Here is a 21,192-nt window from a genome sequence, read left to right on the forward strand (position 1 = left end):
GTTACTGCAAGTACTATATTGGCGTTTATAGCTTGGATTTAATCAGGCGTATTAGAGCCTCGCCTTCGTCAAAGTCATACCGACTTAAGCTGTCGGCAAGTTTGGTTAAGTCGGTTGTCATGCTGGTGGTTAAATTTAGTTCGAGTAATGCGTCAACACTGTCTGCCGCCGCAGAGTCAAACATATGGACTTGGCTTAAAATAGCATCGAGCTTTGTAGTCAGTTCCGCTGCGCTAATGGGTGTTGTATTTGCAGTGCTTTGAGTCTGCTGCAATGCAAAGTCGATAAACTCTGGCAGTAATGCTGCGGCGGTTTCAAAATCATATTGAGCCAATGCTTGGCCAATATTGGCGGCCACGCCCTGCGTTGGTGGCAGTTGTAGCTCGGTTGTGAGTTCGTCAAAGGTGTCTGTAACTGCGCTATTATAATTGTCGATTTGCTCTTTTAGTGTCTCAATCAAAGGTGATATGTCGGCTTTAGTCACAGCGGCAGTGTTTTGCGGTGCTGCATCTTGAGTTTTATCCGTTTGATTTGGGGCTAGGGAAGAGGCGTCCATCGCACTATTTATTGCGGTAATCATTTGTTGTAGCTGTTGTTCAGACTCTGCAATCAGGGCATTAACCTCAGCACTGTGACCGGTTTCATTGCGGCTTAAGTGCTGCCCTAGCAGGAGTTCTAGCGCCTCGGTGGGGGTGACTAAAGCGGTTGCGCCAATACTGCCTGCGATCCCTTTGATCGTATGCGCGATCAAAACGGCCGTTTTAAGGTCGTCAGCTTCTAAAGCGGTTTTGATACGAGTGATGGAGTCGGCCTCATCATTGACAACGCGCAGTAGTGTTTTTTTGTAAGCTTTGAGGTTGCCAGCCATTCTGGCGATGGCATTTTTGGTGTCAAAACCTTCAATATTAAAGGCTTCATTTGCAGTGGCGTTTTTGCTATTTATCGTTAACGCCTCGTCACTAATGCTGACCCAGTGGGCGAGCGTGCGAAATACCAGTTGTGGGTCTATTGGCTTTCTTAAGTGGTCGTTCATCCCGGCGGCAATGCACTTTTCTTTATCGCCGCTCATGGCGTTAGCGGTCATCGCGATAATGGGCAGGTCGGTATTTTTGGGGTCTTGTCTAATAATTCTAGTCGCTTCGTAACCATCCATGACGGGCATTTGCATGTCCATTAACACAGCGTCAAACTGCTCGTTGGCAACCTTTTCAACCGCCTCTAAGCCATTCCAAGCGGAAGACACTTTTAGCCCTGCAAGGGTAAGTAGTTCTATTGCCACCTCTTGGTTAATATCGTTATCTTCAACTAGCAATATATGCGCGCCAGAAATGTGCTTAGTGCTGGAGAAGTCAAGCTTGCCGTCATGATTGTTTTTTTGCTTAATGCTTTGGTTGTTCATGACTTTTAAAACCGTGTCTAGCAGGGTTGATATGCTAACTGGCTTAGTTAAGCTGCTGTCTATTTTGATGTTTTTAGACAGTTTGAGCATTTCGTCACGGTCGTAAGCGGTCATTAACACAAACTTGGGTGGAGTGCTGAGTTGGTCTGAACCCATAATGGCTTGCCCTAACTCTAGGCCTGTCATGTGGGGCATTTTCCAGTCGCTGATGACAAGCTTGAACGGAGCACCTTGTTGTTCTGCTTGTGTCAGTTTGGTTAGTGCTTCTTGGCCTGACGAGGCTAAGTCGGGGGCAAAGCCTAAACTTTGTGACAAGGTATAAAGGATCTCGCGTGCGGCGGTACTGTCGTCAACAATAAGTAGCGGCAGCCCTGCAAGGTTGCGGGTGTGGTAGTTGGCTGTTTCGTTTGCTGCCGTGCCTACGCCAAACTGGGCGGTAAAATTAAAGGTGCTGCCTTTGCCATAATCGCTTTCAACCCAAATGCGGCCCTGCATTAGTTCTGTGAGGGTTTTGCTAATTGTGAGTCCAAGTCCTGTGCCGCCATATTTGCGGGTGGTAGAAGCATCGGCTTGGCTAAAGGATTTAAATAAGCGGCCAAGTTGGGCTTCTGTCATGCCAATACCTGTGTCTTTGACCGAAAATTTAATAACGGCCTCTTGGCCGATCATTTCGACTAACTCTGCGCTAATAATGATTTCGCCGCTATCGGTAAACTTAATGGCATTGTTGGCGAGGTTAATGAGTATTTGCCCCAAGCGTAGCGGATCGCCGATGAGGTTTACGGGTAGGTTAGGGGCGATATCAACCAGCAGTTCAATCTCTTTTTGTTGGCTTTTTTGTGAAATGATATGCACTAAATTATCGATAGAATCATTTAGATTAAAGTCAATTTGCTCGAGATCTAACTTACCGGCCTCGATTTTTGAAAAGTCCAGAATATCGTTAATGATCCCGAGCAGTAATTCGGCAGAGGTCTGAATTTTGCCTACATAACCGGCTTGCTTACGGTTGAGATCTGTTTGCATGGCGAGGTAGCTCATCCCAATAATGGCATTCATTGGGGTGCGAATTTCATGGCTCATATTGGCGAGGAAATCACTTTTAGCCTTAGTGGCTTCTTCTGCTTTTAGTTTGGCGCTGGTGAGCTCGCGTTCGGCTTCTTTACGTAATGTGGCATCGCGAACAATGGCGGTATACATTATTTCTTGCGCTAAACGGGTTTCGCTTACAGCGACTTCAATGTCGATTTCAGTTGTATTCTTACAGTGGCCTTGTAGCTCTAGTAGTACGTTGTCGCTTTGGCTTTTGGCCATGGCCATGGTGTATTGATCATGAAAAGGCAGATCCATTAGCGCTGTAATATTAGTGCCTAATAACTCACGCTTTTGATAGCCAAAAATAGATTCTGCGGCGGGGCTAAATTCTTGGATCAGCCCATGGTCATTGACCATAATAATGCCGTCAGAGGCGTTATCGATAATGGCTTGAGTACGCTGCATGTTAACTTGCAGCTCTGCTGTGCGCTCCTTAACCAGCGCTTCAAGTTCAATGCGAGCATTGACTAGCGCTCGGGTTGCACGGGTACCAATACGCAGTGTAAATAGAGTGCTGCCGATAAGTAGGACTAACGAAAGAGTGAGCAGCGACCACACCGAATATTTAAAGGTTTCTAGTAGCGAAAACGCTTCTCGAATATCAACCTCTGCAACTAAGCCTACCCCGAGTAGATCGTTCCAAACCCAACTGCCCAATACTGGTGAGCCACGGTAATCCCGATAACCCGTTAAGTTAGAGCCAGATTGCTTATTAACCAATTGCTGGGCCATGTAGGTAAGAGGCCAAGACGGATCGGCCTGTTGCTTCATGCCGATAAGGTTTGTGCCAGGATCGGCAATACGCAGATTAAGTGATGAACTTTGGTTGTCATTGATTAAACCGATCTGCTTTAGATCATCTTCAAATCGTACGTTTGATAGCAGTAAACCTTGGTTGTCTATCGCATAGGTTTCGCTGCTACGGCCAACAAAACCCGCCGACAAAATGGTTGAGAACATGCCATCAAATTTTACGCGTTTGGTTAAAATGGCAATAATTTGTTTTTGCTGATCCAAAATAGGTGCAGCAAAAAACATGGTGGGTGGTTTAGCTTTTTGGCTTTCATTTTGGCTGCCATTAAAATAGACATCCGAGTGAATAGGAGGCACAAAAACACTATGACCGGCTAGCACCTGAGCGATTAAATCCGGCCGTTGATGATAAATAACATTAATGTCGCCAATGTTGGTATCGCGGCGCGACGACAGGTTTATATGATCTGGAGATATTATGAAAAATCCAAACGAGGCTTGTCGTCCCTGATTGGCGCTAAAAAACTCTCTAAGCTGTGCTTGTAGCGGCGATTGCAGTAGCGCATCGCGTGTTCTAGGTTCCTGTAGTAGTTGTTCGACCAACGCGGTTAATTCACTATTTTTACCCACTCGCTCAAGCAGGGTGAGCTCGGTGTCTACCCACGCCGACATTCTTTCATGGGTGGAGTTTAATCGGGTGTTGAGGTTGTATTCAATCGCGTCTTTGCTCTGCTGCTCAGCGTAACCCATTACGACGCAGGCCGCGGTGATTAAAAATGCCGTTAAGGCAACTAACCCTACAAATACAGAGCGTTTAAAGCGGTTAGAACCAAACATTTTAACCAGGCTTTTATCGTTTGCGCTCAATACTGTTGACGTTGAAAAAGAAGCGACGATGAGTAGCGCTGCTACAAAACCGATTACGATCCACATGGAATCAGTGATACTGATATGCGCGTCGCTAAGCGTCGCATTTTCGGTTGCTGTTACGGTGGGGGGCGGGGGCGGAGTTATGTCGTTAAGCTGGATAGAGTCCAAGCCCTTTTGCAAAATACTGGCAAGAATAGGTTGCTCGACATGCGAGAATAAATGCAGTGTTGCAGGCAGCAACACTGACTCATTAATGGCGCTAAGCTGGCTAATGTTATGGCGAGTTAGCCAATCATCGACGACGGCAGAAATGTCCAGCAAAGCGTCAGCCTCACCGGTTAGCACCAAATCTACCGACTCGGCCAGCCCGGCTGTTTCAATCACTCGTATATGTGGGAACTGTGACTTAATGGTTTGGAGTTTAGCGTAGTGCTTGTTGATGGCAATTTTGGCGTAGCTTAAATCAATACGGTTGTTAAATTCAGGGTGGTCTTTGCGGATAAAAAAGGCATCTTGCACCACAAAATATGGGGTAGAAAAGTAGCCCAATTTTTTGAGTGGCTCTGAAATATCACGGTGAGGCAGCAGATCGATTTCACCTTGCTTAAATTTAGCGGTTAAATTATCCCAAGAGTCGATAACAAGCGCGGTTTTTAAGCCGGTTTGAGTGATGACTTGATTGACGATGTCGCCAGTTATTCCGCCAACCGAGCCATTGCTATTGGCCATTAATAGCGGTGGGGAGTTCTCGAAACCAATGCGCACCGTATTAGATTGCACCCAGGCCTGCTCTGCGTCGGTAAATACCGGGGGATACTTCGTAGCGTTCGGCGCTAAGTTGGTGCTAACTTGCGGCTTTACGGTGTTGCTAGGGGCTAACAGATATTTAAGGTAATGGCCTTTGTGATGCTGATATTCCTGACTATTAAGGATGGCAATAGCGCCGGCGTTATTGCCAGTACTCATCAATTCGATAACGCGTTGCTCAAGCTTGCTGACCGGCTGGCTTGCAAGTTTTAGTGTGGCCATTGCAGAGTTTTGCCCCTGCGGCGTAGCTTGAAGGCGGTGTAATAAATCATTGAATTCGGAAGTTAATGATTGATACTGAGTCAGCCACTTATTATTGCCAGAAAGTGCATAATTTCTCAGTGACAAGCTTAGTGATTTATCGAGGTCTTTGAGTTCAAGGGCTAAATTGTTGGGTGGCACTGAAGTTAAATCAGTGCTGCCCATATCAGCTATGGGGGAGTTTAGTGCCCCCGTTGTTTCTGCTGTAGCATGAAAGGCTACCGTTAACGCAACGACAAGTAGAGCGTCTACTGCAACGGTGAAAATCCCTTCTAATCGTCCTTGAAAAAAGTGCAACATATGTAAGGCCTAATCAAATGTTCGTCCATAAAAACTAAATTAAACAGTTGCTTGCTTGTATTTTTGTTTGAAGGTTTATCAACTGTGTATGATGTTCACCTCGACAAAAACGAGCCAAAAATGTAAGCGAAAATCAGCGGTTAATGGTTTGAAGTTCGATTTAATTTGGCGTAAAAAAATACCGCTGCCTAAATAACCTTAGCAAAAATGTGGGAATATGGTTTTAATAACGCAACTTAATTTAAAATTTCTTAAAAAAGCGCTTAAGTAAGTGAACGAACGCGGGGTGGGTGATATGGGTTTAGATAGTCATGCATTCTGTATAGATGTTATGTCGTTATATAGTGACATGATGCCGCGATTAGCCATGGGTTGGCATAATGGCTATTGAAGTAAGATTTCGGCGGTGATAGCTGTGATTTGTTGGCGCTATTGTTGGGTTGTAATTACTGTGTTGTACACGGCTTAAAAGCCTCGCCTTTTCCAGAACGCGCCTATTTTGTCGTCTTCTTCATTCATATGCACTTTAAAGGTTTTTTCTGCAATGACCTTACCTTTAAGCTCTAGTGTCATACGCCATTTACCGACTTTATTATGTTCTGGTGCCCAAATGGTATCGCCGATATAGAACTTCCAATCATTAGACTTTACGTACACTTCACCGTCAAACGGTGGCCTAATGTTACCGTTTGTGTCGGGAATATTAGGATGGTAGATACAATAACGCAGCACCTGATTTTTGGCTTTTTTTATCTGAGCGATAAAACCAAACTCAATATCAATTTCGGCGGGGATATGCATTGTCGCTTTAGTTAATCTTGGCAGCTCGGCGCTATTTTCATCCCACTGGGTGAAAATGCCACTACGAATAATACTGACATCAGGTTTGAGTTTAGACACGTATGAACATTCTTCATCTATATGCTTGGACGTCTATTAGCATACTGAAAACGGTGCGGAATAAAAGGGGTAGTCGCTAAGTGCGCTGCAAATCTTCTGTAACAGTTTTTGGTACTGTGTTTTGATGGTTTATTCGCTACATTGAGTTATTGATATCTAAGGTGGCAACTCAAACTTCGCGGCTGACTTAGTTACTTTTTGTGCTGGCTTAGCTTTGATTGGGATGTTGATTATATGAACGTTGCGACGCTATTTTATATTTATGACCCTATGTGTAGCTGGTGTTGGGGCTACAATCGAACATGGTCTTTGTTAAAGGCGCAGCTTAAAAAACAATTTTCGCAGCTCAATATTGAGTATCGCTTAGGTGGCCTTGCGGCTGATACACAAGAGCCTATGCCAAAAGAAATGCAGCTGACTTTGCAGCAAATTTGGCATCGTATTGAAGCGGAACTTGGCGCACAATTTAACTTTGATTTTTGGAGTCAGTGCCAACCAAGACGTGCCACCTATCCGGCGAGTCGAGCGCTGATTTTGGCCCGAGACCAAGCACTTGAAGTGCCGTATTATCTGGCGGTGCAGCAAGCGTATTACCTACAGGCTAAGAACCCGTCAGACGACGCTACGTTGATTGATATTGCCATTAAGCTCGGCATGGACGGTGACGCGTTTAGTCACGCGTTAAATAGCGAGGCAACCCAAAACCGGTTATTACAAGAGTTTGCACAAACTCGGCGATTACCAATGCAAGGGTTCCCTTCTTTGGTCATGGCGCTAAACGGTGAGCTAATTGCGATTGAGCTCGATTACCTACAGGCGCAAACCAGTTTTAATCAAATTGCTGCGTTAATGGAGAGTGGCAGCACTCGATAAGCTAATCGGTACAGCTTACTTGATGGTCATTATTAATGGTGATCGTCTGAACCTTCATGTATTGGTCGCTTGATATGGCGCCACAGCGCCCTTCGACTTGTTCGCCTGAAGATAATTTTATGTGGTAAATATATGCACCATCAGCTTGGTCGTTACTGTGGTGAATACGCAGGCTTTGTGCGGGCTTAATGTTATCGAATACTAAGTTACTTTTCGGCAGATTGATTTCGGCACGGGTTAGTAGTTGCCCCGATTGATTATTAATCTCAACGCTTGGCATAATAAAAAAATAGCTGTAGTAACCCACAACTGCACATAGCACGGTGATGATGCTGAACCAAAAGGTACGCTGCATTAATATTCCTTGTGAATGTTGAGCTATTAAATTAAGTATAGAAAACGATGTTATTTTTTCAGATTATTGTTGCCAGCCGCATAGCGGCAACAGTGCGGTTACCCACGGTTAATTGTAATGTCGGACACATAACCGTGTTCTGTGGCTATCAACGCTTGCTTTAACATGGTGGCCGCTTCTGCTGCGCTCATAAAATGCTGGGTATCTAAGTGTTTGCCGCTGGCGCTCCAAAAGGGAGTGTCCATTCCTCCTGGGTAAACGGCAATAAGCTTCATTGGATGGTTTTTCAGCTCTAACCTTACCGACTCTACTAACCCTCGGACAGCCCACTTAGCGGCACAGTAGGTCGATTCTTCAGCTTTTGCTATTTGCGCTGCAGTCGACATGACCATGACGACCGTCACGGGTTTATCTTTATAGCGTTTAACAGCTTCGCGGAGCAACATGATTGCCGAGGTAACGTTGTTAGTTAGTAATGTATTTATTTCGGTCGTTGATTGTGTTTCTAGGCGACCAAAGTAGCCACTGCCTGCGCAATGTATAATGGTAGACGGAGTGTGTGGTAGTGAGTCAAAGAGGGCGGTAACAGATTGCTCGTCACTTAAGTTGCATGGGTGTGGCGTAACGTTATGCCCAAGCTTGGCTGTTAAGGCGTTTAAGCGTTCGGTATTACGGCCACTTATACACACTGGCGACTCTTGACTGTAAATATCAGCAAGCGCTGCGCCTAACCCTGAACTTGCACCTGTTATTAGTATCATGTCCGTTGTGACCTCGGTTGTCGGCGATAAACATTTAGCCGAGCAGATGTTGGTTTTGGGCGTTATTCGATAGCCAAGATGGGTTGTTCAAAATCGACCTGTTCGCCATCTTCAATAAAGATGGCAGTGATGGTGCCACTCTTATCAGCAGTAATATTATTCATCATGGTCATGGCCTCGATGCTGCAAACCATGTCGCCTGCTGTCACTTTTTGCCCCACCGAACAAAACGGTTTATCTGACAGTTTGTCGGTAAGATGGATTGTGCCAACCACAGGTGAGAGTAACTTATGGGTGTCGGTATCATCGTCGAGCTGGACTGTGTTATTGCTAACAACCTCAATATTGAGCGCTTTTTGTGGCTCATCATTACTAGGCTCTTCGCCGGGTTCGTTTACATCACCACTGCTCGGTTTGGCCACTGCTGCCCCAACGCTATTGGCGGGGACTAAAAATGTTTGAGTGCCAGCCTGCAGCGGGACAGGGCTATGCCGGCAAATGCGCACTGACTCTTCGCCTTCTTTGATCTCGAGCTCTGCAATATCGGACTCTTGCACTAAATCAATTAGCTTTTTTATTTTACGAATATCCATTTGAGGCTAATTACCTTGTTGTTTAGTGGGCACTTTCAGATGCGCCGCCGCCGACTGCAGTGCAAATTGATAACCCTGAGCGCCTAAGCCGCAAATCACCCCCACGGCTTTATCGGAGAAGTAGGAGTGCTGGCGAAAAGGTTCGCGGCTGTGAACATTAGAAAGGTGAACTTCAATAAATGGAATCGCTACCGCTAAAATGGCATCGCGCAAAGCCACGCTCGTATGGGTGAAGGCCGCAGGGTTGATAATAATAAAGTCAGCATTGGTATTATGAATCGCTTCAATCAATACGTGCTCGGCGTTCGATTGAATGTGCTCGAGTTGTAGGTTGGTATCAACAGCCTGTTGGGTGAGATTGCTAACAATTTGTTCTAGGGTGTGGTGGCCGTAATGTCCTGGCTCACGGCGTCCGAGCAAGTTTAGGTTAGGACCATTAACGAGTAAAACTTTGGCTTGATTGCTCATGAACTATTCCCTTTGATAAACCGCATTAAAGTGCGTTAAGTATTGATTTCAACAAAAAAAGACTCAGTTGTCGAACGCAAAATGTGTTTACGGCTCAATAACCGCTTTTATTTTGCCTCAGGGCTTTCGTCGCCCCTTTTTGCTTTTTAGCATCAACGCGGCGACGTTGACTGCCTTTGGTTGGTTTAGTGGCGACTCGCCTTTTTTGGACGGTAGTAACACTAACGACTAAGGCAATAAACTGTTCTAGCGCTGTTTGGCGATTAAAATCTTGGCTGCGGCTTTGCTGGCACTTGATAATGATTTTGCCACTTTTGGTAATGCGATGATCAGCCTTAGCAAGCAAACGTGCTTGGTAAAATTCAGGTAATGACGACGATTTTATATCGAAAATCAGCTGCGCAGCAGTTGATACCTTGTTGAGGTGCTGTCCGCCAGCGCCGCTAGAGCGAATAAATTGCCATTCAAGTTCATTGTCTTGAATAGAAACTGTATTGGATATTTTGATGAGTGCCAAAGATGAATGCCTGCTATAAATGTGTTGTGCCAAGCTTACGATAGTCGAACTTAAGCTTGATAGAGGTCAATATTAACAGACTTTAAGCATAAATAAGGGCTTAAGCCACTTTTCCTTGATTATCGATTTGCTATCATCAACTGACTATAACCCTGTGGTTTATCATCTTAAATGTAGTGCTTCGGAGCAACAATATGCTGTGTAAAATCCCGGATATCGCTGATGGTGTGATTAGCTTGTTTGCTAGTGGGAGGCTGTCGACAGAAGATTATGGTCAAATAATGCAGCCTATGATCGAAAATTATCATGGTAAAACGGGTAAGGTATGTTTATATGTTGAGGCCGATGTGCTGCTGGAAGGCTGGGATCATCAATCATTAACTGGCAGTGGTGAGGTGCAGTTACCTCAGTTTGATGCTTTAGTGCTAGTAGGTGGACCAGACTGGTTTGGTAATGCGGTCAGATTGCTAGGGCCATTTATGCAAGGAGAGGTGGCGTGGTTTCCGTTAGGGCAAAAGCTAAATGCGGTTGACTGGGTGGCCACTCGGACGGGTTTAACCGATTAATTACAATTGATTTTATAGAAGGAACAAATAATGTCTTTATCAAAACTATCAACAGTATGTTTGGCTTTAGCGCTGGCTTTAGGAATGAGTGCTTGTACCCCTGAAGTGGGTAGCGAAGCATGGTGCAAGCAGATGAAAGAGAAGCCATCTGGCGACTGGACGGCAAACGAAGCAACTGATTACGCTAAACATTGCGTATTCTAGCGCCCTGCGAGTGATCTCATACCGTTCGCACTGAACTTTACGATATGCTGCAAGCCGTTAATGTTAGGGCTGCATCATATCGACTCTCCCCTTAAGAATCGCTGTACTTTATATTCCCCTTTTTAAATAATCACGGCGCTGCTCTATAAGCTTACGCTGTTTGCCATTACAGCTTAGGTATTCCTATCGATAGGCGATGCTTTGATATATAGCAAGCACTGCTGTCACTGCCATGTTTTGAACTGTGTTCTATTTACCATGAAGATTGCTTGCGGTTTGGAGCTACTTATAACTTTGTAACTAACGGTTGATGTAATGGATAAAACATGCGAGCTTGGCTTGTTGACTAGCGTTTTGAGGCGAGTTCACTACACTTACCTGATGCTGTTCCAAAGGATTGCTGCAAAATAACTAAGGGAGCTAAGGTATGATTTTTAAGTATCGCTGGCCGATTGCTATGGTAATCGTTGCTTGTTTCAGCGCATATCTTTACTACAGCTTTATAGGGCAGACGAGTTTTGTCAGTGATTTTGAAAGTGAGTCTGCGCTAGTAGATGCTAGTTCCCCTGTTGCACCCCAGTGGCAAAACTCGGTTTCAGCAGTACCTGCCTACCAGCCCCCGCAAGAGACTAAATCTCATTTAGCGCTGGGCTTACGCTTATTTCTAGATCCGCAATTGTCATCCAATGGGCAGGTCAGTTGCGAGTCTTGTCATCATATTTACGATAATGGCGCCGAAGACATTCGTGTTTCTACCGGTGTTAATGGCGAAGGAACGCGTAACTCGCCCACGGTATTTAATACTGGGTTAAATACACGTTTTTTTTGGGATGGTAGAGCCAATAGCTTGGTCGAACAGATCGATGGCCCCATCCACAACCCCTTAGAGATGAACAGCAATTGGGACGATATAGTAACCCGGTTAGCCAGCCAGAAAAGTTACCAAACGGCATTTGCAAAATACTATGATGAAGGCATTACCGAGCAAACGATTAAAGATGCTTTGGTGGTGTTTATGATGGCACTTAATACACCTGATGCCCCGTTTGACAAGTACTTAAATGGTGATGAAACTGCATTGTCGCAAGTGGCGATTCATGGCTGGCAAAAGTTTCAATCATTGGGCTGCATCTATTGCCATCAAGGCCGTAATATTGGCGGTAACTTGTTTCAAAAATTTGGTAGTGTGCAGTCGGTTACGGCGCTAAATGCCGATCTCGGCCGCTTTGAACAGACCGGTGATGTTAATGACAAATTTGTTTACCGGGTGCCGAGTTTACGTAATGTTGCTATAACCGCACCTTATTTTCATGATGGCCGCGCCAGTAGTCTAGAAGAGGCTGTGGTTGTGATGGCAAAAGTGCAATTGGGCAAAGATTTAGAGGCGATAACGCTGGTGGAGCTTATTGCGTTTCTTGATTCGCTAACGGCACCCAAACCACCAATTCTTAAGGAATTAAGCCAATGACATTAGGTTACAAAGCTAAAATCAGCTGGCTTGTGGTTATAGCAACTATCACTATGCTAGCTATCGCAATGCTGACGACTAAAGTGTATATCATGCAGCAATATCAAACTGCTTATACCGAATTGAGTCGGCATATTTTATCGGTCAGGGACGATGTTTTTAAAATAGAGGTCACCAATGGGCAGGCTTATGACGCAATGTCAGACGCCTTAGTTGGCGCAGAGAGACAAGTGAAACTTTTACAGGTTAGCTTACAGCCTGAGAATTTGTCTGGCATCGCAAATGTGTTGTTGGCTGATCCACAAATTGCAAAGCATGCCGACACATTAGCGGTGTCGGTAACCACATTAGTGGCTAATCTTGAAACGATACTAAGGCTCAAAATTTCGCAGCAGTACTCTAAGCATACCATTACTTTGTTACAACAAGACTTATGGCAAAAAATGCCTGACATCGATAACCGTTTACACATTATTGCCACCGATATCGACTTACCATTGGCCACGGCGGTTAGCCCTGAGTTGACCTCGTCGAACAGCTATCAAAGTTTACTGGTGCATACTGGGCTTTTAACGCAAATAAAGCAGCAATTGTCTGACCGTTATCAACAAATTCTTAATGGTAATGTCCGTGATGACTTTAGCTCGCAAGGTTACTTTTGGTTATCGGTGGTTGAACAGACAAAGCTTAACTTAATGCTCTGTAGTTTGTTATTGATTGTATTTTTATCAGCGTACAGCCGTATACAGTCGCAACAACAAGCGCGCAAAGAAAAGCAAATGCAGCATAGCTTGACCAAGTCAGAAAAAGAGAAGCATTTACTGGCATTGGTGGCGGAGCATGCTGAAGATGGTTTTGTGATTGCCGACAGTAATGGAATCGTGTCTTGGGTAAATAAAGGCTTTACGACGATGTCTGGTTACTCACTTAACGAAGTGACGGGGCTGAAGTTGGCCGAAATGCTACAAGGTAAAGATACCGCAGCGGAAGAAGTGCGCAAAATTGCTCGAGCCATGAGCCTGCATGATTCTGTCGCAGCAGAGTTAGTTTATTACCATAAAGATGGTCATACTTACTGGGTTGATGTGAGCATTAACCCTGTTGCCGATGATGATGGGAAAATAAGTCACTTTATCGCGGTTGAGCGAGACATGACGGCGCGTAAAAAAATGCAAGATGATTTAGCTCAAGCGGTAGTTAAAGCTGAGGTGTCCAATAAAGCTAAGTCGACCTTCTTGGCCACGATGAGCCATGAATTAAGAACACCGCTCAATGGTATTTTGGGGATGGCGCAGATCATTGAGCCCAATCTTGATAACGCTGAGCATCGTAAGCAGATCCAAATTCTATTGGAATCGGGTAACCACCTCACGTCACTTCTTAATGACATTCTCGACTTCTCTAAGGTTGAAGGCGGCAAGTTAGAACTTGAAAATGAAGTGTTTAAGTTTGCCAGCGTGCTTCAACCTATCACCAGTACATATGAGCCTATCTGCAACGAAAAGAATATTAGTCTGCTGGTGGAAAATCATATTGAAGCTGAGCAAGCCTTTAAAGGGGACAAAGCTCGGATCAGGCAGGTTATTTATAACCTGCTTAGTAATTCTGTTAAGTTTACCCAAACGGGGAGTGTTTCACTAAAGTGTAAGCAAGGGGTTAATGCGGCAGGTGATCAAGGGGTAGAGATCACGATTAAAGATACCGGTATCGGTATTAGGCAAGACCGATTAGCGTCTATTTTTGACCCCTTCACTCAGGCCGAGTCATCAACGACAAGGCAGTATGGTGGTACGGGATTAGGCTTATCCATTGTAAAGCAGCTTGTTGAGTTGATGAATGGCAGTATTTCGATTTCGAGCAAAGTTGGTCAAGGCAGCTCTTTTGTGGTGTTTATTGCAATTGAAAGATCAAACCTTAAACAGCAAGCTGCCATCACTCATGAGGCGGCGCCTAGCAACTTACCTGACAGCATTCACATCTTAATTGCAGAAGATAATAAGATTAATGCATTAGTGGCCAAAACATTTTGTCAGCGTCTTGGGCATACCGCAGACGTGGCTAAAAATGGTTTAGAAGCCACGCAAATGGTGCAGCAAAAACATTACGATTTAGTGGTGATGGACAACCATATGCCAGAGATGGACGGAATTGAGGCGACTGAGTATATTCGGCAACAGCTCAAACTGGATATTCCGGTTTTTGCTTGTACTGCAGATGTGTTTCAAGAGGCGCATGACAATATGCTCCGGGCTGGCGCAAACCATGTACTGACCAAACCGTTACAAGAAAATAGCTTTAGAGATGCGCTTAATCAACACGCTCATATTATTTGCAAAGTGCATTTAGCACATGACATTAGCCAGGTAGACAATAGCGACAACAAGGTTGTTGCGCTTGAGCGCCATTGTGAAGAAGCGTTGAATATGACTGAGGCTGACATCGATTTTAAACAGTTAACGCAATTATCACAGGGTGACCATCAGCAGGTTGTTGTGTTGCTTGATTCGTTTAAAGTTTTTGCCGAGAAGGCGATTACACAGTTAATTCAAGCTTATGACCATGACGACGTGAAAGAGATCCACACTCTGGCGCACGCCATTCAAAATATGGCCACTGAATATTATGCCGAGCGTTTACATGGCCTTGCAAAAGAAATTGAGGCTGTCACAGCGAATGGCGTGATCCCAAAGCTAGAATTCTTACAGCATTTAGTTAATCTATTGGAAGTTAATATTCATCAAAACCAGCGCTTTATGGCACGACATAACGCCCGAGCGCAGCAGGCAAAAAATGCGGGTCGTTAGTACGGCTTAATATAGCAAGCACTGTGGTAAGGCTGAAGTTTATATGGGAACCGTAAGCCCAAAAAAATCGAAATATAGCCAGTTAACAGCAGCTAACGCCGCCATCTTTAGGTTGATAGTGAGCGTTGTGTTTTTTGGGGGAACCTTTGGTGCAGCCGCTAACCCTTGGGAGCAAGTCCGCGCGCCCTATAACAGCCGCGCTGCCGCAGTGGGTAGTTATGCTAATGGTTGTTTAGCGGGAGCAAAAGCATTGCCTTTATCGGGGGTTGGGTTCCAGGTGATACGCACTGAGCGGCAACGCTACTATGGTCACCCATTATTGATTTCCTTTATTAACGACTTTTCCCAGCAGTTATACCAAGAAAATCATCAAGATATACTCATTGCAGACATGTCTATGCCGCGTGGTGGTAACTTTAGTCATGGTCATGCAAGTCATCAAATCGGGTTAGATGTCGATATCTGGTTTAAGTTGGCTGATAAACCGTTAACGCCAGCGCAGCGAGAGCAGCCGCTACCATTAGATATGATTAACACTAAGCAGTTTAGCCTTGATGGTCAGCAATGGTTGCCTGCGCACACTCGAATGCTGCAAGTTGCAGCGCAAGATCAGCGGGTGGCCCGTATATTTGTAAGCCCAGTCATTAAGCAGCATTTATGTCGCTTACCGCTGAGTGATGACCGTTGGCTTGAAAAAATTCGCCCGTGGTGGGGGCACACTTACCATATGCATGTGAGATTACATTGCCCTGCAGATGATTCTAGCTGCCAGGAGCAGGCGGCGATCCCTAAAGGTAATGGCTGTAATGAGCTTGGTTGGTGGAAGCAGCAGATGGCGCAGCCTGCTACGCCGATAGCCAAGAAAGATAAACCCAGCCCCAAAAAAACGAAGTCTAAAGTGAAGCCTCAGCAATGTGCGCTAATTCTTGGCGAGCACCAATAAGCTTAATCTAGGAGTTATTTTTAGCGTTCAAAATCTTTCGGCTCAAGCTTGGTGCGTTTATCTATTTTTGATGGCATCGATAAGTGCCTTCCATTGTGGATAGGCCGCTAAACTTTGTGGCAGGTCGCCCCAAGGTTGCATTGTTTGCTGCTTAAACTCGACCGAGTCGGTGCGCCCTTGTTTAAGCTCGTAAAGATAATAAAATGCCGAAGCGCGATAATTTGCCGCGCAATGCACCAAAATGTTTTTACCTTCATTAGCATCCATAATGGCAAAAAACTGCTCGACATTAGCAACAGTTGGTCGTTGCCAGTCAACATCAATTTGTTGATATTGCATGCCTGTACGAGTCACCAAGCTGGCTTCATCGTTATGGCTGTTCGGATTATTTTTCGGAATAAGGTTAATGACCAGCTCAATACCAGCTTGCTGTAATGCTGCAAATTGCGTTTCAGTCGGTAGCCCAGAGGTCACAATATTACTGTTGTTAAACTGAAATGCTTTGATGCTAGTTAGCTTGTTAACATCAATATTAGCGCCCATATTGGCGTGCGTCTCAGCACTAGGGGCAACATTGGCGAATGCCACAGAGTTTAGCGTTGCAACAAGTAAACCTGCCAAAAGAAATTCTAATCTCATTTTATTGCCCTTTTTAATGTTTCAGTGCCGTTTATATTTTTACCTTTATCACCACTTTGCGCACTTGTGTTGGCGTGGGGTGAGTGCCTGGCATGTGCATATCTTCAGGAAAAAATATGGCAAACATACCTGCTTTAAACGGGATAAATGCGGCAGTGTTTTTATTGGACTCATAGTCATAATTAGCAAAATCATGCTCAGCAAAGTAAGGCTTTGACGGCGCTTGGTCGGTTAGAGGTAAATAACCAAACTGCTCTTCTCCGCTCACCACAAATTGTACGTCAATGTACTGTTGGTGGACTTCAAAAGGCTGCATCTCTTTGGGCTTAGTTTCATAATCATTTACGATAACAAATAGATCTTTGCCTTCTAGTTCGTAGGTTCCGACCTCTAACGCACTAAAATCAGTGTCACTTAAATGCGCTAATGCTTTGGCGATACGCGGGCTAAGGTGGCTATACAAGTCGGCGTTGGCGATGGTATCTACAATCATAATTTTCTCTTTTGTTAGCTTGCCTCAATCAGAAAAGCTCATTTAGCTTGCTGATTGTGTTGCAGTAAATTAAGTCGAAGTTTAGCGCCATCTGCTATTGGGCGATATAGGGCCTCCACCAAATGTGAGACTTTTTGTTATTAAAGTCGTCTTACAGTTGTATTTGTCAGTCGCATACAAAGGTTATTTTTAACTTAGACTGCTACGATCATTCTCGCCGTTTACCACTGCAATACAGAGTCTGCGTTACAGCATCGCAGTCATTTAAGGTCAAATTTTAAGTCGTCTAAGCCTGCTATTACGGCGGTCATATCTAATGCATTGATTTAGATTAGAACTTGGTGATATAGCGCGGTTAGATAAATGCACTACGGCAATATGCTAGTGCTCTGAATGGCTGAAATGCAATCAGCTGCTACACTTTAGCCTTACTGGTGACAGTTTGTTAGACGATTAAAGCGACAAATAAAGGGGGCATTATGCGTACTGAAGAGATGGCGTTATTGACGCACGATTCTTTATTACTGCCTGAGGGAAGGGTGGAGGTAAGAATAGCCGACCCTGCCTATTTGAGTATGATTGCCGAGGTGTTAAAGCAGCATTATCCACTGGTGTTTGGTATGAGCAAAGCCAATAGCCACCCACCTTGCTACGATACTGCAACCCAGTGTGAAATCATTGATTTTAACCAACTTGATGATGGCTCACTTAGTGTCGTATTGCTTGGTAAGCAGCGAGTACGTATTTTGTCTGCCGCTCAGCGCCGAGACGGTGTTTGGATAAGCCGAACCCTTGCCTGCAACAATTGGCAGCAAGAGCCCATTTACGGTGAGTTTGAGCTAATTAGCACTGCGTTAGCCCAGTTTTACGAAGTGAACCCTGCTTTGTTTGGCTTGTACGATAACGATGTACACCTTGAAGATGCTACGTGGGTTAGTCAGCGCTGGCTAGAAGTTTTACCTTTGTATAATAAAGATAAACTACGCTTACTTAATCAACCAAATTGCCATCAAACCATGCATTTTGTGCTGGAATTAATTAAGTCTCACGCCAATTAAGCATCTCGTTTACCTCAACGATTAACCCCCTGTTGTTAGCCGTTGCGCTTTTGGTGTTACTTTTTGATAAAGTACCGCACAGTTGTATGCCACTGACATTAATTTTATGAGCCATTCTGTACGCGCCGCCCAAGCTTCCTACATTGTATTGCCTGAAACCGTAACCGACAAACCTACGGTGTTGAGCTTTCTCGTCAGCCACTTTAAAGCCATTGAAGCGTCAGTTTGGGTTGAGCGAATTGAAAATGGCAAAGTACACTGGCGCGACGGGCAGCTAGTTACGCTAACCAGTGCATTTATACCGCGCGCTCGAGTGTATTATTATCGCGAAGTACAGCAAGAATCACTTATCCCGTTTGATGAACAAATATTACTGCAAAATCAGCATATTATTATTGCCTTTAAACCTCATTTTTTAGCGGTGAACCCTAGCGGAAACTTTGTTAATGAGTGCTTGGTTAATCGCTTACGGATAAAAACAGGTAATGAGCAAATTGTTGCTGCGCACCGGTTAGATCGTGCTACTGCTGGTGTAATGCTAATGTCTGTTAATGCGTCTACTCGCCATGACTATCATCAATTATTTAAAAACGGCGACATTACCAAAACCTACCAAGCTATAGCGACCTTATCGACCGACATTAAACAGCAGCTTGAGTCAGGTAAGCTGGCGCTCCCGCTACATTGGACGGTGAAAAATAGGTTAGCGAAGGCCGATCCTAGCTTTATGATGACAATTACCGCAGGTGAGCCTAATAGTCATTCTGAAATCAGTTTGGTAGCGGTAAAAGGCGATATTGGGCTATTTGAATTGACCCCTGTGACGGGGCGAACACATCAATTGCGGTTGCATATGATGAGCCTAGGCATGCCGATTTTAAATGACAGACTCTACCCCAAGCTACTTGATAAAGCCGCCGATGACTTTGATAAGCCATTAATGTTAATGGCTAAAAGGTTGGCTTTTACTGACCCGTTGACTCATGAGCTGGTCGATATTAGCTGCGATGGCTTTAAGCTTTCTGATGTTGATTGTTAGGGGGCAAAAACTCCGTTTCACTCATATCTGCATGCAGCACTGTAATCTTTGTCGGAGCGCCGTTTTTAGCCAATTTAATACTGCCAATGCCACTTTTATTGACTAAGTGTTGGCTCGGAGCACCATTCGGGCGTCGGCCTCTTATCGACATGCGCTTGCGTTTGGTTAAAAAGTTCAATGGTGAAAAATGGCCATATAACCAGCCATTAAAACGATCAAGATAGGGCAGTAGTTTTTCAGGAAATTGATTTTTAATACCGCTGCAAGTGATTTGATAAATGGCTGGCCCGGCGTTTCGAAATCGAATGCTAATGTCATAGCTAAATGAGTAGTGCACGTCCCCAGATAGGATCACAAACTGGTCGGGAGTTTTACGGTGCTGAAAAATACTGAGTAATGTATTGGCTGTACCGCGGTGCGCCATCCAGTTTTCAGCATCAACCAGCAAAGAAGCGCCTAAAAAAGTCGCCATTTTTTGAATTATTTCGATAAGTTTTACCCCATACATGGGAGCGGGTGAAACGATAATAACGTTAGGCTGATCTACCAATTGTGTTTGAAACTCCATTAAAGCTTCCCAGTCCATTAAGCCCGAAGGTTTGCCAAGGCTCGACTCACTGCGCCATCGGCGAGTACGAGTGTCAAGTACCATCAGTTTGGGCTGAGTGTCTAAACTATAGTGCCAGTGTTCAAACTTAAGTAGCGTATCGATGAGGGCATCATGCGTGATCTGCATTGGGGGATTGAATAGGGCGTCCAGTTGCGGCTTTATTTCGGCATCAAAAATCTTTGGGGCATTTCCCAGCCCTTGGAATAATGTGTAAGCAATAAGCGCATTACCAATAATGCGTTTTGAAAAAGGGTGGCCGTAGGCGCCCTGTTCCCATTTGGCGGTTAAGTTCCAGTCATCGGTGACATCATGGTCATCAAAAATCATATACGTTGGAATGTGGGCAAACAAGCGGCGTACCTGAGGTAAACCTGTTTGAAAATCGGCTAGGTGTTGCCATTGTTTTTGCCAACGTAGCTCATTAGCAGGGTTAAGTCCGTAAACTTGTTGCGGGATCTCGATGAGTTTCCATAACTCAGGTGACCAAGTTAACAGGTACAGCGCAATAAGTTCGCTAAGACTAACCAAGTGATTTTCGGCCATCGATGATGTAAACACCGGATGATTGATATACCAACGTTTTAGCGCTGTTCTAGCTGGGTATTGGGTCTTAGGTAGTAGGTTTAAATGGCGTTGATACATTGCTGCTGGTTGGTAGTTAATTTGCTCACTACTGGCTAAGTGGCATTGTTCAAAATGTTCACTCCCCAGGCCTAAAAGTGCGATCACTTTGCTAATGGCAAACAGCATTGGGCCCGCAATATCATCAACATAGACCTGATCGCCGCTAAGCATTAATAATGCTGGGCGTGACTGTAATGTGGCTAATTGGGCTATTTTTGTGTCGGCCGCGACTAATGCGTCATCGCTGTGGTGGTGCGGGTTGCGGCAGGAACCATGCAACAGGTGGTCAATGGTTGGCTTAACAATAAACTCGATATCAGCTTTATTGTTGTAAGTTAGCGCAGTTATTGCGCCAAATAAGTTAGGTTGGCCTGCGCAACTGATTTGGTAGCTTAAAGGGGTGTTGATTGGCAGTAGGTTGGGTTGTGATAGCCTGATTAAATACTGAAAAGCATGCTGTCCTAACGCAATTACGTGTACTTCGCTCTCGCTCAGAGTGCGTTTAAAGTTAGCGTTATTGAGGCTTAATGTGAGCTGAGGTAACCGCTCGCGGGCCACAAACCATAAGGTGAAATGTTGCTGATCGCAGTGGCGTAAACTGGGGCCAGCAATAATGAGTGGCAAAGCATTTTCAGGCTGCATACAGTGCACCTTTGGTGAAAACTTATCGACTTTAAGAGTAAACCAGTGTTTAGTTGAATAAAACCCCTTAAGCTAAGCTGATGCTAATTCAAGTGGTTATAGGCTAGACAAGCAGTCGCCGTGGTCGCTTATCGCGATTTCATTGTGGCT

At 44.7% G+C, this 21,192-nt stretch carries 18 protein-coding genes; 8 read left to right on the forward strand and 10 right to left on the reverse strand.

Annotation, left to right across the window (positions count from 1 at the left end; translation table 11 throughout):
* Window positions 1-25: 25 nt before the first annotated feature.
* Together RGE70_RS01520 and RGE70_RS01525 are read right to left on the reverse strand one after the other, a co-directional pair.
* Entirely contained in the window at window positions 26-5,485 is a 5,460-nt protein-coding gene (locus RGE70_RS01520) for a response regulator (protein ID WP_310469793.1), read from the reverse strand.
* Window positions 5,486-5,950: 465 nt separating this feature from the next.
* Window positions 5,951-6,385, reverse strand: coding sequence for a DUF3859 domain-containing protein (locus RGE70_RS01525; RefSeq protein ID WP_310469794.1), 435 nt, complete (start codon window positions 6,383-6,385; stop codon window positions 5,951-5,953).
* A gap of 234 nt (window positions 6,386-6,619) precedes the next feature.
* Here RGE70_RS01525 and RGE70_RS01530 point away from each other — a divergent pair, with 234 nt between their 5' ends.
* Window positions 6,620-7,258 (forward strand): DsbA family protein, encoded by a 639-nt coding sequence (locus RGE70_RS01530; RefSeq protein WP_310469795.1) that lies wholly within the window; start codon window positions 6,620-6,622, stop codon window positions 7,256-7,258.
* A 1-nt stretch (window position 7,259) separates the two neighbouring features.
* Here the strand turns inward: RGE70_RS01530 and RGE70_RS01535 are convergent, their stop codons facing one another.
* The 5 genes from RGE70_RS01535 to arfB all read right to left on the reverse strand — a co-directional run bounded on the left by RGE70_RS01535 (window position 7,260) and on the right by arfB (window position 9,952).
* Window positions 7,260-7,613: a hypothetical protein gene (locus tag RGE70_RS01535; protein WP_310469796.1), complete on the reverse strand. Its 354-nt coding sequence runs from the start codon at window positions 7,611-7,613 to the stop codon at window positions 7,260-7,262.
* A 98-nt stretch (window positions 7,614-7,711) separates the two neighbouring features.
* On the reverse strand, window positions 7,712-8,374 hold the full coding sequence (locus RGE70_RS01540) for an SDR family NAD(P)-dependent oxidoreductase (protein ID WP_310469797.1): 663 nt from the start codon (window positions 8,372-8,374) through the stop codon (window positions 7,712-7,714).
* Between the two features lie 62 nt (window positions 8,375-8,436).
* A complete protein-coding gene (gene accB / locus RGE70_RS01545) occupies window positions 8,437-8,967 on the reverse strand; it encodes an acetyl-CoA carboxylase biotin carboxyl carrier protein (protein ID WP_310469798.1) in 531 nt (176 codons plus the stop codon).
* Window positions 8,968-8,973: 6 nt separating this feature from the next.
* A complete protein-coding gene (gene aroQ, locus RGE70_RS01550) occupies window positions 8,974-9,435 on the reverse strand; it encodes a type II 3-dehydroquinate dehydratase (protein ID WP_310469799.1) in 462 nt (153 codons plus the stop codon).
* A 94-nt stretch (window positions 9,436-9,529) separates the two neighbouring features.
* On the reverse strand, window positions 9,530-9,952 hold the full coding sequence (arfB, locus tag RGE70_RS01555) for an alternative ribosome rescue aminoacyl-tRNA hydrolase ArfB (protein ID WP_310469800.1): 423 nt from the start codon (window positions 9,950-9,952) through the stop codon (window positions 9,530-9,532).
* A 194-nt stretch (window positions 9,953-10,146) separates the two neighbouring features.
* Here arfB and RGE70_RS01560 point away from each other — a divergent pair, with 194 nt between their 5' ends.
* The 5 genes from RGE70_RS01560 (at window position 10,147) to mepA (ending at window position 15,937) form a co-directional block, all read left to right on the forward strand.
* On the forward strand, window positions 10,147-10,518 hold the full coding sequence (locus tag RGE70_RS01560) for a SpoIIAA family protein (RefSeq protein ID WP_310469802.1): 372 nt from the start codon (window positions 10,147-10,149) through the stop codon (window positions 10,516-10,518).
* Between the two features lie 30 nt (window positions 10,519-10,548).
* Window positions 10,549-10,722: a DUF3012 domain-containing protein gene (locus RGE70_RS01565; RefSeq protein ID WP_310469803.1), complete on the forward strand. Its 174-nt coding sequence runs from the start codon at window positions 10,549-10,551 to the stop codon at window positions 10,720-10,722.
* A gap of 427 nt (window positions 10,723-11,149) precedes the next feature.
* Window positions 11,150-12,190: a cytochrome-c peroxidase gene (locus tag RGE70_RS01570; protein ID WP_310469804.1), complete on the forward strand. Its 1,041-nt coding sequence runs from the start codon at window positions 11,150-11,152 to the stop codon at window positions 12,188-12,190.
* Window positions 12,187-14,994, forward strand: a complete 2,808-nt coding sequence (locus RGE70_RS01575; RefSeq protein WP_310469805.1) for a hybrid sensor histidine kinase/response regulator — start codon at window positions 12,187-12,189, stop codon at window positions 14,992-14,994. The genes RGE70_RS01570 and RGE70_RS01575 overlap by 4 nt, the downstream gene beginning before the upstream one ends.
* A 43-nt stretch (window positions 14,995-15,037) precedes the next feature.
* Complete coding sequence (mepA, locus tag RGE70_RS01580) at window positions 15,038-15,937, forward strand: penicillin-insensitive murein endopeptidase (protein WP_310469806.1); 900 nt, start codon at window positions 15,038-15,040, stop codon at window positions 15,935-15,937.
* 57 nt (window positions 15,938-15,994) lie between these two features.
* Here mepA and RGE70_RS01585 read toward each other — a convergent pair whose 3' ends face one another.
* Window positions 15,995-16,576 carry a protein tyrosine phosphatase family protein gene (locus RGE70_RS01585; protein WP_310469807.1) on the reverse strand — a complete coding sequence of 194 codons (582 nt, stop codon included), beginning with the start codon at window positions 16,574-16,576 and terminating at the stop codon, window positions 15,995-15,997.
* Window positions 16,577-16,607: 31 nt separating this feature from the next.
* On the reverse strand, window positions 16,608-17,069 hold the full coding sequence (locus tag RGE70_RS01590) for a NanQ anomerase/TabA/YiaL family protein (protein ID WP_310469808.1): 462 nt from the start codon (window positions 17,067-17,069) through the stop codon (window positions 16,608-16,610).
* Between the two features lie 479 nt (window positions 17,070-17,548).
* Between RGE70_RS01590 and RGE70_RS01595 the strand changes: the two genes are divergently transcribed.
* Window positions 17,549-18,127, forward strand: a complete 579-nt coding sequence (locus RGE70_RS01595) for an LON peptidase substrate-binding domain-containing protein (protein WP_310469809.1) — start codon at window positions 17,549-17,551, stop codon at window positions 18,125-18,127.
* A gap of 106 nt (window positions 18,128-18,233) precedes the next feature.
* A complete protein-coding gene (locus RGE70_RS01600; RefSeq protein ID WP_310469810.1) occupies window positions 18,234-19,166 on the forward strand; it encodes a pseudouridine synthase in 933 nt (310 codons plus the stop codon).
* Here the strand turns inward: RGE70_RS01600 and RGE70_RS01605 are convergent.
* Window positions 19,141-21,042 carry an alkaline phosphatase D family protein gene (locus RGE70_RS01605; RefSeq protein WP_310469811.1) on the reverse strand — a complete coding sequence of 634 codons (1,902 nt, stop codon included), beginning with the start codon at window positions 21,040-21,042 and terminating at the stop codon, window positions 19,141-19,143. The genes RGE70_RS01600 and RGE70_RS01605 overlap by 26 nt on opposite strands.
* Window positions 21,043-21,192: the final 150 nt, after the last annotated feature.

The sequence above is a fragment of the Shewanella youngdeokensis genome (genome assembly GCF_033180165.1).
Lineage (GTDB): Bacteria > Pseudomonadota > Gammaproteobacteria > Enterobacterales > Shewanellaceae > Shewanella > Shewanella youngdeokensis.

Coding starts and splice junctions, on each gene's coding strand:
- RGE70_RS01520 (WP_310469793.1), bottom strand. CDS start 5,485: ATGTTGCACTTTTTTCAAGGACGATTAGAAGGGATTTTCACCGTTGCA.
- RGE70_RS01530 (WP_310469795.1), top strand. CDS start 6,620: ATGAACGTTGCGACGCTATTTTATATTTATGACCCTATGTGTAGCTGG.
- RGE70_RS01535 (WP_310469796.1), bottom strand. CDS start 7,613: ATGCAGCGTACCTTTTGGTTCAGCATCATCACCGTGCTATGTGCAGTT.
- RGE70_RS01540 (WP_310469797.1), bottom strand. CDS start 8,374: ATGATACTAATAACAGGTGCAAGTTCAGGGTTAGGCGCAGCGCTTGCT.
- accB (WP_310469798.1), bottom strand. CDS start 8,967: ATGGATATTCGTAAAATAAAAAAGCTAATTGATTTAGTGCAAGAGTCC.
- aroQ (WP_310469799.1), bottom strand. CDS start 9,435: ATGAGCAATCAAGCCAAAGTTTTACTCGTTAATGGTCCTAACCTAAAC.
- RGE70_RS01560 (WP_310469802.1), top strand. CDS start 10,147: ATGCTGTGTAAAATCCCGGATATCGCTGATGGTGTGATTAGCTTGTTT.
- RGE70_RS01565 (WP_310469803.1), top strand. CDS start 10,549: ATGTCTTTATCAAAACTATCAACAGTATGTTTGGCTTTAGCGCTGGCT.
- RGE70_RS01570 (WP_310469804.1), top strand. CDS start 11,150: ATGATTTTTAAGTATCGCTGGCCGATTGCTATGGTAATCGTTGCTTGT.
- RGE70_RS01575 (WP_310469805.1), top strand. CDS start 12,187: ATGACATTAGGTTACAAAGCTAAAATCAGCTGGCTTGTGGTTATAGCA.
- mepA (WP_310469806.1), top strand. CDS start 15,038: ATGGGAACCGTAAGCCCAAAAAAATCGAAATATAGCCAGTTAACAGCA.
- RGE70_RS01585 (WP_310469807.1), bottom strand. CDS start 16,576: ATGAGATTAGAATTTCTTTTGGCAGGTTTACTTGTTGCAACGCTAAAC.
- RGE70_RS01590 (WP_310469808.1), bottom strand. CDS start 17,069: ATGATTGTAGATACCATCGCCAACGCCGACTTGTATAGCCACCTTAGC.
- RGE70_RS01595 (WP_310469809.1), top strand. CDS start 17,549: ATGCGTACTGAAGAGATGGCGTTATTGACGCACGATTCTTTATTACTG.
- RGE70_RS01600 (WP_310469810.1), top strand. CDS start 18,234: ATGAGCCATTCTGTACGCGCCGCCCAAGCTTCCTACATTGTATTGCCT.
- RGE70_RS01605 (WP_310469811.1), bottom strand. CDS start 21,042: ATGCAGCCTGAAAATGCTTTGCCACTCATTATTGCTGGCCCCAGTTTA.